Source organism: Terrimonas sp. (genome assembly GCF_003075435.1).
Classification (GTDB): Bacteria; Bacteroidota; Bacteroidia; order Chitinophagales; family Chitinophagaceae; genus Agriterribacter.
The window spans coordinates 313,453-326,455 of record NZ_QCZJ01000001.1; the positions used below are offsets into that span (position 1 = coordinate 313,453).

General features: G+C 39.0%; 9 protein-coding genes. 5 read left to right on the top strand and 4 right to left on the bottom strand.

The features are described from left to right. Positions 1 to 83 precede the first annotated feature (83 nt). Together DC498_RS01220 and DC498_RS01225 are read right to left on the bottom strand one after the other, a co-directional pair. Positions 84 to 2,648 (bottom strand): PKD domain-containing protein, encoded by a 2,565-nt coding sequence (locus DC498_RS01220; protein ID WP_206197496.1) that lies wholly within the window; start codon positions 2,646 to 2,648, stop codon positions 84 to 86. 419 nt (positions 2,649 to 3,067) lie between these two features. Further along, positions 3,068 to 5,731 carry a PKD domain-containing protein gene (locus tag DC498_RS01225; RefSeq protein WP_116872294.1) on the bottom strand — a complete coding sequence of 888 codons (2,664 nt, stop codon included), beginning with the start codon at positions 5,729 to 5,731 and terminating at the stop codon, positions 3,068 to 3,070. A 576-nt stretch (positions 5,732 to 6,307) separates the two neighbouring features. Between DC498_RS01225 and DC498_RS01230 the strand changes: the two genes are divergently transcribed. Further along, the gene (locus DC498_RS01230) at positions 6,308 to 7,270 is read left to right on the top strand and encodes a glycosyltransferase family 2 protein (protein ID WP_116872295.1); all 963 of its coding nucleotides are present in this window, start codon (positions 6,308 to 6,310) and stop codon (positions 7,268 to 7,270) included. Between the two features lie 6 nt (positions 7,271 to 7,276). Here DC498_RS01230 and DC498_RS01235 read toward each other — a convergent pair whose 3' ends face one another. After that, positions 7,277 to 8,653 carry a Mur ligase domain-containing protein gene (locus DC498_RS01235; RefSeq protein ID WP_116872296.1) on the bottom strand — a complete coding sequence of 459 codons (1,377 nt, stop codon included), beginning with the start codon at positions 8,651 to 8,653 and terminating at the stop codon, positions 7,277 to 7,279. Positions 8,654 to 8,773: 120 nt separating this feature from the next. Here DC498_RS01235 and DC498_RS01240 point away from each other — a divergent pair, with 120 nt between their 5' ends. Continuing rightward, complete coding sequence (locus DC498_RS01240; protein WP_116872297.1) at positions 8,774 to 9,994, top strand: cation:dicarboxylate symporter family transporter; 1,221 nt, start codon at positions 8,774 to 8,776, stop codon at positions 9,992 to 9,994. Between the two features lie 2 nt (positions 9,995 to 9,996). Here the strand turns inward: DC498_RS01240 and DC498_RS01245 are convergent, their stop codons facing one another. Then, on the bottom strand, positions 9,997 to 10,518 hold the full coding sequence (locus tag DC498_RS01245; protein WP_116872298.1) for a CAP domain-containing protein: 522 nt from the start codon (positions 10,516 to 10,518) through the stop codon (positions 9,997 to 9,999). A 136-nt stretch (positions 10,519 to 10,654) separates the two neighbouring features. Here DC498_RS01245 and DC498_RS01250 point away from each other — a divergent pair, with 136 nt between their 5' ends. The 3 genes from DC498_RS01250 (at position 10,655) to DC498_RS01260 (ending at position 12,970) form a co-directional block, all read left to right on the top strand. Then, positions 10,655 to 11,758 (top strand): hypothetical protein, encoded by a 1,104-nt coding sequence (locus DC498_RS01250; RefSeq protein ID WP_116872299.1) that lies wholly within the window; start codon positions 10,655 to 10,657, stop codon positions 11,756 to 11,758. A gap of 83 nt (positions 11,759 to 11,841) precedes the next feature. Then, positions 11,842 to 12,504: a toxin-antitoxin system YwqK family antitoxin gene (locus DC498_RS01255; RefSeq protein WP_116872300.1), complete on the top strand. Its 663-nt coding sequence runs from the start codon at positions 11,842 to 11,844 to the stop codon at positions 12,502 to 12,504. Between the two features lie 37 nt (positions 12,505 to 12,541). Further along, complete coding sequence (locus DC498_RS01260) at positions 12,542 to 12,970, top strand: hypothetical protein (RefSeq protein ID WP_116872301.1); 429 nt, start codon at positions 12,542 to 12,544, stop codon at positions 12,968 to 12,970. Positions 12,971 to 13,003: the final 33 nt, after the last annotated feature.

The window sequence follows — 13,003 nt, forward strand, 5'->3', positions numbered from 1 at the left end:
TAATAGGTAATAATAAAGGCAGACTTTTTTGTGAAGTCCGCCTTTATTATTAGAAATAGTTTAGATTTCTCTAATGAAACATATTATTGCTTAACTATTCGTATTGCCTTTTTGTATTTACCATCAACAGCTACCTGCACTACATATATACCTCTTGGCAACCTGGATAGATTAAATCCTTTGTTTAAAGTACCGTTTCCATCTTTTACAAATTCCTGTTGTAATACCTGTTTTCCGCTAATATTATAAACAGTAATACTCGCTTTTCCGTTTAAACCACCGGTTATAGCAATATTCATATCAGATTGAACCGGGTTTGGACTTACCTTGAAATCTAATGACGATTCATCTCTCCTGATTATGTTATCTTCAGCAAGAGCTATAGAGGCATTATCATCTGATCCTATAGTACGGTTGGCAGTTGCTGCCGATTGAACCACTATTTTTGCATCTGCAGAAGAGGACAACCCATTTTTATCTGTTACAGTAAGCCTGAATACATATACGCCCTCCACCAGGTTTGAAAATTCAGTCTCAGCAACATTTGGATTCGCAATTTTATAGCTTGTTGGTCCGGAAACTTTACTCCAGTAATAAGAAACTATGCTGCTGCCCGGTGCTGGGGTTGATGCGGTTCCACTAAGCGTTCTGCTGTTGGTGGGCAACTGTATCACACCACCTCCATTCGCTACTGCTGTAGGCGCTGTAGAAGTAACATCGGCTGCTGCCTGAACTACTATTTTTGCATCTGCAGAAGATGATAACCCGTTTTTATCTGTTACTGTAAGCCTGAATACATATACGCCCTCTACCAGGTTTGAAAATTCAGTTGTTGCTGCATTTGCATTCGCAATTTTATAGCTTGTCGGACCGGATACTTTACTCCAGGAATAAGAAGCTATGCTGCTGCCCGGTGCTGGGGTTGATGCGGTTCCACTAAGTGTTCTGCTGTTGGTGGGCAACTGTATCACACCACCTCCATTCGCTACTGCTGTAGGCGCTGTAGAAGTAACATCGGCTGCTGCCTGAACTACTATTTTTGCATCTGCAGAAGATGATAACCCGTTTTTATCTGTTACTGTAAGCCTGAATACATATACGCCCTCTACCAGGTTTGAAAATTCAGTTGTTGCTGCATTTGCATTCGCAATTTTATAGCTTGTCGGACCGGATACTTTACTCCAGGAATAAGAAGCTATGCTGCTGCCCGGTGCTGGGGTTGATGCGGTTCCACTAAGTGTTCTGCTGTTGGTGGGCAACTGTATCACACCACCTCCATTCGCTACTGCTGTAGGCGCAACATTCGTACTGGTAGTTCCGGCTTTTACAGTAACTATTGTACCGCCGGACACACTTACTCCCCTGCTGTCGGTAACAGTAAGGCTAAAAGTGTATACACCCTCCACTAGCCCGGTAACTGTAGTTGAGACACTGCTGGGATTTGTTATTGCACCAGCAGAAGGACTTGAAGACATTTTGGTCCATTTGTAAGATACTATGGTATTACCGGTTGAGGCAGATGACAATGACCCGTTTAATGTGCAACTATTCGTAGGTAATGTTATGGTTTGTTCTTTCCCGGCATTGGCAGTAGGGGGTGCTGTTGAAGTTGTTGCAGCATTTACTGTTACCGTTACATTTGCTGTAGCAGTACTGCCATTACTATCCTTTACGGTCAACTGATATACATATACTCCGGCCACAAGGTCTGTTAGCTTTGCCTGTAACCCATTTGATATAAGTGTAAGCGTCCCTGTAGTTGGACCAGATACTTTAGTCCAGCTATAGGATGTAATTGTGCCTGAAGTTACTTTTGAGCCGCTGGCATCAAGTGTAACAGTATTTGTAGGCAGCGTAATAATCTGATTTGCTCCTGCACTGGCTGTTAATACAGGTTTGGCAGGCGCCTGCTGAACAGAACCTCTGCTTTTCGATAGCATCCACTCATATACATTTAGTCCATCCTGCTTAAAAGCAGGATCATATGTAGCAGTCCAGCAATCATGCCCACTTTTAGTAAAAATGGTTAATAATGCTTTGGGGGGAGCTGGCACGGTGCTGTTTATCGCATTTACCAATGCCGTAGCGCCACTGGCAGGATTATACGGATCTCCTGTATTATTGGTAACCCAAACAGGCAATTGCGCACTACTGAGATTTGAAAGCTGTGTGGATGTATAACCTGTACCGGGAGTGCATAATAACATTGCTGCAAGCTCTTTGCCTCTGGCAGCAGTTTGAGTTGCATATGCCCATAAAGAAATTCCTCCCATACTTAAACCAGTTACGTAAATTCTTTGTTCATCAACACGATAATTCTGTTTTGCAAACGCAATTATATCTGCAATTGGTTGATCCCATGCAGATCCTGATATTTGAGGCGAAAGGACAATAAATGAATAATTAGACCCACCATATGCAAAGCTGGCCGGAAAAGCATTATCTTTCAATAATTTAGCAATACCAACATTAGTTACCCGTTCCAACACTCCGGGTGTTCCATCGCCGCGTTCTCCTATACCATGGAGAAAGATAAGCAAAGGATATTTTTTTGTAGGATTATTATAATAATCGTTTGGCACAGATTCCATGTATCCACCAACATATTTGGCAATCTTGGTGTACACAGATTTTTGTGTAGTCTGCATCGTTTGAGCAAAACCAGCGACAGAAAAAAATAAGAAAAAAATAGAAAGAAAAGCGGAAGTACGTGCGGATATTGATTTTTTTTTCAGGCACGCGGGATTAACCTTGTTCATGATTTTTTAAGAGATTGAATGGTTTAGAAATAGGGGATTTAGACGTCATTAAAAATTAGAGGGCTATTCTTTCTGATTAAGAAATCGTGAGTAGACTTTACACATAGAATTGGATTTAGTATTTATAAAATTTTTTGTAACTGCGCAAGTATTATACCAAAGTGTTTGTTAAATATTAAATAAGTGTTTTTATTTATAAACATAATAATAATAAATAATATATCGTACCCTTTTTCTCCACTAAATAAAAAATCCTGGTCATTATAGACCAGGATTTTTTATTTATTCTAATTAATTTAATATTTTACCTATTGTTTTACAATCCTCAACGCTTTCTTATATTTTCCATCTATTATAATTTGAACAATATAAATACCAGGGGGTAGTTTAGACAAATTAAACCTTTTATTAAGCGTGCCACTACCATCTTTTGCAAACTCCTGCTGTAATACCTGCGCTCCGCCAATATTATAAACAGCAATATTTGCTTTCCCTTTTAAATCTCCGGTTATAGCAATATTCATATCAGATTGAACCGGATTCGGACTTACCTTGAAATCTAATGACGATTCATCTCTCCTGATTATGTTATCTTCAGCAAGAGCTATAGAAACACTATCACCTGCCCCTATGGTGCGGTTGGCAGTTCCAGCCGACTGAACCACTATTTTTGCATCAGCAGTAGACGATAACCCGTTTCTATCTGTTACTTTCAGCCTGAATACATATACGCCCTCTACCAGGTTAGAAAATACAGTCTCTGCAACGTTAGGATTTGCTATTTTGTAGCTCGATGGCCCGGAAACCTTGCTCCAGTAGTAAGAAGCTATGCTGCTTCCTGGAGCTGGTTTTGATCCTGTTCCGCTGAGGGTTTTGCTGTTGGTTGGCAGTTTGATAACACCGCCTTCATAAACTACTGCTTTAGGCGCAACACTTGCTGCCTGAACTACTATTTTTGCATCTGCAGTAGACGATAAACCGTTTTTATCTGTTACTTTCAGCCTGAATACATATACGCCCTCTGCCAGGTTAGAAAATATAGTCTCTTTAATATTGGAATTTGAGATTTTATAGCTTGAGGGCCCGGAAACTTTACTCCAGTAGTAAGAAGCTATACTACTTCCGGGCGCCGGCGTTGATGCTGTTCCGCTGAGGATTTTGCTGTTGGTTGGCAGTTTGATAACACCGCCCCCATTAACAACCGCCTTAGGTGCAACCTTGGCTGCTGCCTGAACTACTATTTTTGCATCTGCAGTAGAAGATAACCCATTTTTATCTGTTACCTTCAGCCTGAATACATATACTCCTTCTACCAGATTTGAAAATACAGTTGTTGCTGCATTTGCATTCGCAATTTTATAGCTTGTCGGACCGGATACTTTACTCCAGGAATAAGAAGCTATGCTGCTGCCCGGTGCTGGGGTTGATGCTGTTCCACTAAGCGTTCTGCTGTTGGTAGGCAGCTGTACCGCACCGCCTCCATTAGCTACTGCTTTAGGTGCAACATTCGTAGTTGTAGTTCCAGCTTTTACTGTAACTATTGTACCGCCGGACACACTTACTCCCCTGCTGTCAGTAACAGTAAGGCTGAAAGTATATTTACCAGCAACTAAACCTGTAACAGTAGTAGTAACACTGTTAGGATTTGTTATTACGCCCGCAGAAGGACTTGAAGACATTTTGGTCCATTTGTAAGACACTATGGTATTACCGGTTGAGGCTGATGACAATGACCCGTTTAATGTACAACTACTCGTAGGTAATGTTATGGTTTGTTCTTTCCCGGCATTGGCAGTAGGAGGTGCCGTCGAAGTTGTTGCAGCATTTACTGTTACCGTTACATTTGCTGTAGCAGTGCTGCCATTACTATCTTTTACTGTTAACTGGTAAGTATATACTCCTGCTACAAGACTGGTAAGTTTTGCCTGCAATCCATTTGAAATCAATGCGAGCAATCCTGTAGCGGGTCCTGAAATTTTAGTCCAGCTATAGGATGTAATTGTGCCTGAAGTTACTTTTGAACCGCTGGCATCAAGTGTAACAGTATTAGTAGGTAAGGTAATAACTTTATTAGTCCCGGCATTGGCTGTAAGCACGGGCTTTGGTGTAGTAGTTTGTGCAGTGCCTCTTTTCTTTGAAAGCATCCATTCGTACACATTTAATCCTCCCTGTTTAAAAGCAGGGTCATATGTGGCAGTCCAGCAATCATGCCCGCTTTTAGTAAAAATAGTTAATAATGCTTTGGGAGGAGCCGGCACGGTGCTGTTTATTGCATTTACCAATGCCGTAGCGCCGCTGGCAGAATTATACGGATCCCCGGTATTATTGGTAACCCAAATTGGAATTTGCGAACTACTAAGATTTTTAAGCTGAGCTGCAGTAGCACTGGTGCCGGGAGTGGCCAATAGCATAGCTGCTATTTCTTTACCCCTGTCAACTGTCTTTGTTGCATAGGCCCACAATGAAATCCCTCCCATACTTAACCCCGTTACATAAATTCTTTGTTCATCAACACGGTAATTCTTTTTCGCAAATTTGATGATATCTTCAATCGGAGTATCCCATGCAGAGCCCGAAATCTGCGGAGAAATCACTATAAAAGAATAACTGGTGCCTCCATATGTAAAACTCGCCGGAAAGGTTTTATTTTTCAACCTTTGAGCAATACCCACATTTGCAACCCGCTCCAACGCTCCGGGTGACCCATCACCACGCTCTCCGATACCGTGCAGAAATATAATCAAAGGATATTTTTTTGTAGGGTTATTATAATAATCATTGGGCACTGATTCCAGATATCCACCAATATAATTATCAACCCTGGTATACACAGATCGCTGTGTAGTTTGCATTGTTTGGGCTGAAATAATATTAATAAATGAAAAAACTGCAATAATTGTTAAAAGGAAAAACCTGATTTTTTTGACGTTTCGGATAACAAGATTAAAACGCCAGGGTAATTGATAATTCATTCTTCAAATAATTTTTATGAGTAAATACTGATTTTTTTAAGGCATGCAGATTATCAGATAAGTATTACTCCGAAGAAAATGTGTTGTTTTTTAGAAACAACTCTGAGGTACAGTTTGGACATTGTAAATGGATTTGGATTATATTTTAACAAAGTTCAATGAGCAACACAAGGATTATACCAAAGGGACTATCATATGCTAAAAGTGGAAAACTCTTATGAGGTTTTTAAAAATAATAATAAGTTATTCTTATTTGTACTGAAATATCTTATTACCATAATCTTCTGATAACCAGTGCTTATAAAATCAATTGACAAATGATAAAATAATCAGCCCTTAAATGGCATACTATTTTATCATTATTTATATCGTGTTTAATACCACGTAAAAGCAAGAACGTCTTTCATATTTTTATATAACTCTATTGTAGATTTGATACGCAACATACAAACCAATCTCCTTTTAGACTATCTTTATATTACTTCTTACAAATTCTCCGATTCCTCTGATACAACAACATTGCTTATAAACCAGGGCAATTTTTAAATCCTTTATTTCTCAACACTTTATATAGTTATGAACAGAGAAATAAATACCCGGCAGGAAAAAAGATACATTACAATCAAGGCAAAGCCCTTGGTTTCGATTATTACGCTTAACTGGAACCAAACGGAAGCTACGCGCCATTTTTTGGAATCTACCCGAAAGCTTGCATATCCCCATTATGAAATTTTGGTTTGCGATATGGGCTCGGCAATTGATCCCGGCCCTCAGATTTATAAAGGCAATTATGCCAATACCCGGTTACTAAGGGCAGACAATAATATGAAAGCAGAAGGTGCCGCCAACTGGGCTGTTGCGCAGGCAAAAGGAGATTTTATCCTTTTCATGAATAATCATACAGAAGTAACTGAACATCTGATTGAAGATCTGTTAACTCCGCTTGTAGAGGATACTACTGTTGGTGCAGCTTGTCCCAAAATATATTCATACAAAAATAGAAACGTAATTGAGTATGCAGGGTCTACCTCGCTTAACCCTTTAACAGGGCGAACGTATATAATCGGCAGCCGTCAAAAAGATAATGGACAATATAATAAGCAGGTTTATACTAATGGGGTATATTCCGGTGCAATGATGATGCGAAAAAGCATGATAGAAAAAGCGGGTGTGCTTCCACGTAATTTCTTTGTTTATTTTGATGATGCGGAAATCAGCGCCAGGATATTGAAAAGCGGGTATAAAATATTATATCAACCCGGGGCAATTGTGTACAGCAAACATTCTGCAACAACCAAATGTGCAACAGCAACAGAAGTATTCTATAATACCCGTAACAGGATTATGGCCATGCGCAATAATTCAACAACCGCAGGATTCTCGGTTTTCCTGCTTTTCTTCACACTTTTTTTCGCGCCATTTAATATTGCGAAGTATACGGTTACAGGAAAATCCGGGCACCTTAAAGCATTCTTTAAAGCAATAACCTGGCATCTTAAAAAAAGAAAATCCAGCCTCCGGTTTTACGCTAATCTTTAAAGCATGCTATAAATTTTCCCAGGTTGTTTTAGCAAAATGCTCAAGCGAAGGATCGCGTGCACCCATAAGCAGCAATACACAATTATTTGTGAGGTGACTGCGTACAGCATCTAAAAAATCATTTCTGTCCTCTACAAAAAAAGCACTGGCATGCATTGCTTTCAGATCACCAATAAGATCATTAGCTGAAATGTTCTTCTCCGCCGTGCCTCCGGCATAAAAAATTTCGCTCATCCATATCTCATCTTCTTTCCTTAATATGCTGCCTATATCATGCACAAAATCATGCCGCAAAAATCGCGTTGGCCCATAACCGTGAGGCTGGAACCAGGCTATTACTTTCGGAGCTATATTCTGACATGCCGCAATAGAAGCTGCACATTTTGCAGGATTGTGCGCATAATCATCAATGACAATTACACCATTCTTTTCTCCTAGCAATTGATGACGGCGGTATATGCCTTCATAGCTTTTTAAAGCCTGGGCACAGGTTTGGAGTGGCACTCCAAGCAATGCAGCAACAGCAGTGGCAGCAAGCGCATTCTCCATATTATGCCGGCCAACAGTATGCAAAGAGAAATCGATGCCATTAATCTTAAACTGTATATCTAACCCCTTTTGTTTAAAATCGGTAGCTATAAATGCCGCATCATCATTTTCATCAACCGAAAAATTGTACCTGTTATCTTTTGAAAGCTTTGCTGCAAGCGGGTGTGATTGGTTTACGATAAATATATCCTTTGTGTTTCTTTTAAACACATCAAAGATATCCATAAGCACATCAATTTCTTTATGGTCTTTATCAATATTCAGTAGTACGCCTATTTCTGCTTCATATTGCACAATAGACCCGTCACTTTCATCAGCTTCAATTACAAGCCATTCGCCATTCCCGGTTTCTGCATTACCTATCTTACCTTCCTTAATTAAGCTCACCAGCCCTGCGCCGCTGATAATGCCAGGTTGCATTCCCGCATATTTTAAAACATCAAACAGCATGGCACTGGTGGTGCTTTTGCCGGAAGTGCCTGCTACGGCTATCGTTCTTCTGGTTGTTGCTATATACGCAAGCAGCTCCGATCTTTTAATAATTGGAATATTAAGCTGCCTTGCCTTTCGCACCTCTGTCACAGTATCTTCAATTGCGGCAGATGCTATAACAATATCAATGCCCGGCGTTATAGCTTCTCCATTCTGTACATAACAACGAATGCCTGCTTCTTCTAATTTTACCTGGGTTTCGTTCTTGCTGTCGTTCGTAAAATAACGATCAGAACCCGATACATTTTTACCAAGCCCCACAAGATATTGCGCCAGGGCGCTCATCCCGGTACCCGCCACACCAATAAAAAAGAAATTTTTGCAACCGCTTATATCTACCATTATTACATTTCATTTTTAAGTAAGGTTATACTGAAAAATTTCAGCATACAAATAGAATGAAAATTTTTATAACGATGGCATTAGTTCATTTTATATTACATTTAAACATTTATTTTTTGAATGAAACCAAAAAGCACATTCAGCAAGATTGTTTTCAACCTTACCTTTTGGGTTTTGCTTGCCATTATAGCGGCCGTCATACTCGGCCATTTTTTCCCGGCCACTGCTATTAAAACAGAATGGATGGGAAAGACCTTCATCAACATCATTAAAGTTTTTATTGGACCCATCATTTTCCTGACTATTGTACTGGGCATAGTGGGCATGGGCAATTTAAAAAAGGTTGGAAAGATAGGGTTAAAAGCTGTGCTGTATTTTGAGGTTGTTACAACTTTTGCGTTGGTATTGGGTATTGCATTCGCCTTATTTTTTGAGCCGGGTAAAATAGACAAAACCGGGCTTCCTATGCAGGATGCATCAAAGTATGCCAAAGAGGGGCATAGTGATTTCAGCTGGATAGCTTTTCTGAAAGAAAATTTCACTTTACAGGTGTTGATCGTTGCGATAATTACCGGTATTATCTTAAGCCAGGTTAAGCACAGGGAAAAAATATTGAAATGGCTGGCAATGATAACGCATTATGTATTCAGGGCACTGAAGTATGTAATGTACCTTGCGCCATTTGGGGCATTTGGGGGAATGGCTTTTACTGTAGGAAAATTTGGTATTAAAACTTTAATACCGCTCGGTAAGCTGATGCTAACCATGTATGGAACAATGGCTGCTTTTATTTTCATTGTACTCGGGTTGATACTAAAATATTATAAGCTCAGCATCTGGAAATTCCTTGTTGGTATAAAAGAAGAGTTACTTATAGTGCTTGGCACTTCATCTTCAGAATCTGCGCTCCCTTCCTTAATGAACAAGCTCGAAAAAATGGGTTGCAGCAAGTCTGTGGTTGGTCTTGTTGTGCCAACCGGGTATTCATTCAATCTCGATGGGACATCCATATATCTTTCAATGGCAATTATTTTTTTAGCGCAGTTATATAATGTTCATCTTTCGTTTTGGGAAATGGCTTCTGTGGTAGGCATTTTAATGATCACCTCAAAAGGAGCGGCCGGCGTTACCGGCAGTGGTTTTATAATACTTGCTTCAACCTTAACTGCTTTACATAAAATCCCTTTAGAAGGGCTGGCATTTTTACTGGCAGTAGATAAATTTATGAGCGAAGCAAGGGCTATCACCAATATCATTGGCAATGGTGTGGCTACGCTTGTAATATCAAAAAGTGAAAAGGAATTTACATATCCCCTTTCACCTGTTAAGGCTTCTGATTAAGCTTATTTTTTTGCGGCAAATATCTGGGTCCAGCAATTGCCTATACGCCCCACGCCCATCTCTTTAAAGCCGGCATTCATTATATTTTTACAATGCCCTTCACTTTTTAACCAACTGTTCATCACAATGCGTTCGGTAGTTTGCCCAAGCGCTATATTTTCTCCATATGTTATCCAGGAGTACCCTGCTGCTGTAATTCTTGCCCCGGGATTGCTGTTATCGCTTCCTTTATGATCAAAATAATTGTTCGCTTTCATATCCTCACTATGAGCATAAGCAGCTTTTCCTAAAGCATCATTCCATGTTAATTCATTAACCGGAGGCATATAGGTTGCCCCGCAATTGCAGCCGTTTTTCCTTACTTCATTTACCATTACCAGTATATCAGCAGCATTTACGCCGTAAGCAAAATCCGGTTTTTGTACTTCTTCGGGTGGCGCACTATCCACTATATCATCTTTTTTACAAGAGAAAAGTAATAACATCAGGATAAGAAATACTGAGGCGCTTTGCAGTTTTTTCATCAGGAACAGAAGATTTATATATAAACGAAAAGCGGCTTCGGGCGTATATTTAACATATGATAATTAAATAAATCACCTTTTACATCCTGTTCTATATCACTTTGCTTACAGCATAATAAATTTCTATCTTACCGTCATGAAAAATATCTTCGCTTTCATTCTGCTCATTTTAAGTATAAAAGCTGCAGCCCAAAAGGAAGAATCTCCTGATAAAAAAAGTACTGATTTTTCAAAATTCCGCATACATAAAATCACTTTACATAAACCATCCTTTACTGTAAGCGCAGGATGTATGTTTTCTGATATAATAGTAGAAGATAACAGGTTTGACACAAGTACTTTAGGATTTATGCACAAAGGAAGTGTTGATCCCAAGAGTGTGATAAGATTAAAAAACGGTTTTACTAACGAAATACGCAATTATTTAATTTCTTCCATAGATCGCCCGGTTGCAAATTATACTGCTTCATACAAATTGATCTGCATCATAAAAAAGCTATGGCTTTCTGACGAAATTTATGATGAAAAAGAAGATAAGTATCAGCATTCGCCCATAACAAGCGAAAGTGGTATTATATTCAGAATTGAATACTTAGCGGAGAAAGACAACTTCTACATCCCATTATATAGACTTGACAGTACCATAACCGGAGATAAAAACATTCATCGTGATGCTGATCTTTATATTGAAGATGCGCTAACGTTAAGCTTATCAAAGCTCAGGCTTTTTACAGAATCCAAAATAGAACAAATAACAAAAAGATACACCCCCAGCCAGGTTGAACAATATAATAAAGAACGATTCAATATAGCTATACTAAATGATACTTTACAAAAAGGTATATACCTCACATTTGATGAGTTAAAAAATAATAAACCATCTGTAAAAGAATTTGTTGTAAAAGCCGGGGAAAAAAATGATGATATATACATAAAAGATGCACTCGGAAAAGAAATACTGATAAGAGAATTATATGGATATTCTGATGGAAAAAATATTTTTATAAGTTCCGCAGGAAGTTTTTTCAGGCTTTACCGAAGTGGAAATACATTTAATTTTTATGGAGCCAAACTGCTTAAAAAGGTTAGGGATTTCAGGTTAGGAGAAACGGCAGCGGCTGCCCTTGTTTTTGGTGGTGCCCCTGCCCTGATTCCATATAATACCACTAAACCAGGCTATAATTTTAAACTTACCCACAATCCTTACCAGCTTGATATGGAAACAGGAGATATTTATTAAAACTCCCTCATTCTTTAACTTTTGTCTATACCATTATATTTATCCTTCCGTTTACCTTTGTAACTCCTTTAAAATAATTTACTATGCGCCATTTATTTATTGCAGCCTTAGTAATTGCCTCATTGCAAAGCCAGGCTCAGTTAAAAAGTTTTATCATTTCCGTTAAAGGAGATACGCTTAACCGGGTTGATAAAAATGATAAAAAGCAGGGCCCCTGGGTAGTGCGGGTAGAAGAATTGCGGGGAGAACCCGGCTATGAAGAAGAGGGCTATTTTGAAGATGGCAAAAAAGAGGGGACATGGAGAAAATATGCACTCTCAGGCGACCTGGTAGCCATTGAAAATTATAAATGGGGTGAAAAAGACGGGAAACAGCAATATTATACCAAAATGGGGGATTTGCTGCGTGAAGAAAGCTGGCGTGCAACTAATCCTGAAAATCCTTATGACAGCGTGCAGGTGCCAGATCCTGAGATTCCTGATAAATGGGAAATGAAAATTGTAAAACTTGAAGTAGCGTCTGTTGAGCATGGTACCTGGAAATTTTATGATCCTGGCACTGGCTTTATTACCAAGCAGGAAACTTATTTCTTTGGACAGAAAGACAAAGGAAATATGAAAACAGCAGACTCAACCGCAACCGCCAAAAAGCCTGTAGAAAGACCCAAACAGGTAGAAGAATGGGAGAAAAAGAACAGTGGTAGGAAAAAGGTAAAGGTCAGGGATGGTTCTACCAGCTATCAATAGTGCTTTTTGTTCTATTTTTGCGTACAATTGTTTTTGAATGGCAAAGTTTACCACGGTTCTATTCGTTATTATAGCTATTGCATCTATTGGTTGTTCCGAAACAGATAATTATAAAAAGCCGGATGACCCATTAGAAGCCGGCCGGGATTTTATTCGCTTTGCGCTTGACGGTAATATGCGCCAGGCAAAGTTGTTTATATTGAAAGACGGAACAAATGAAATGCTGTTTGAAAGAAACGAAAAAATGTATAATGCTTCCTCTAAATCAGAAAAAGACGGATATAAAGAAGCAAGCATTATCATAAATAAATCCCAGGATCTTAATGACTCAACTACCATCATTAGCTATTCAAATTCCTTCAAAAAAGAAAACAACCAGATAAAACTGGTAAAACAAAATAATGAATGGTGGGTTGATTTTAAATATAATTTTACAGGAGACTCTACAAATGTTATAGAAAAATAATTCTGTTCCCAGTCCGTTTATAATTTTCTTTTT

Excerpts from the sequence above, each read along its gene's own strand:
- DC498_RS01235 (WP_116872296.1), bottom strand. The coding sequence starts at position 8,653 with ATGGTAGATATAAGCGGTTGCAAAAATTTCTTTTTTATTGGTGTGGCG.
- DC498_RS01255 (WP_116872300.1), top strand. The coding sequence starts at position 11,842 with ATGCGCCATTTATTTATTGCAGCCTTAGTAATTGCCTCATTGCAAAGC.
- DC498_RS01220 (WP_206197496.1), bottom strand. The coding sequence starts at position 2,648 with ATGCAGACTACACAAAAATCTGTGTACACCAAGATTGCCAAATATGTT.
- DC498_RS01230 (WP_116872295.1), top strand. The coding sequence starts at position 6,308 with ATGAACAGAGAAATAAATACCCGGCAGGAAAAAAGATACATTACAATC.
- DC498_RS01245 (WP_116872298.1), bottom strand. The coding sequence starts at position 10,518 with ATGAAAAAACTGCAAAGCGCCTCAGTATTTCTTATCCTGATGTTATTA.
- DC498_RS01225 (WP_116872294.1), bottom strand. The coding sequence starts at position 5,731 with ATGAATTATCAATTACCCTGGCGTTTTAATCTTGTTATCCGAAACGTC.
- DC498_RS01250 (WP_116872299.1), top strand. The coding sequence starts at position 10,655 with ATGAAAAATATCTTCGCTTTCATTCTGCTCATTTTAAGTATAAAAGCT.
- DC498_RS01240 (WP_116872297.1), top strand. The coding sequence starts at position 8,774 with ATGAAACCAAAAAGCACATTCAGCAAGATTGTTTTCAACCTTACCTTT.
- DC498_RS01260 (WP_116872301.1), top strand. The coding sequence starts at position 12,542 with ATGGCAAAGTTTACCACGGTTCTATTCGTTATTATAGCTATTGCATCT.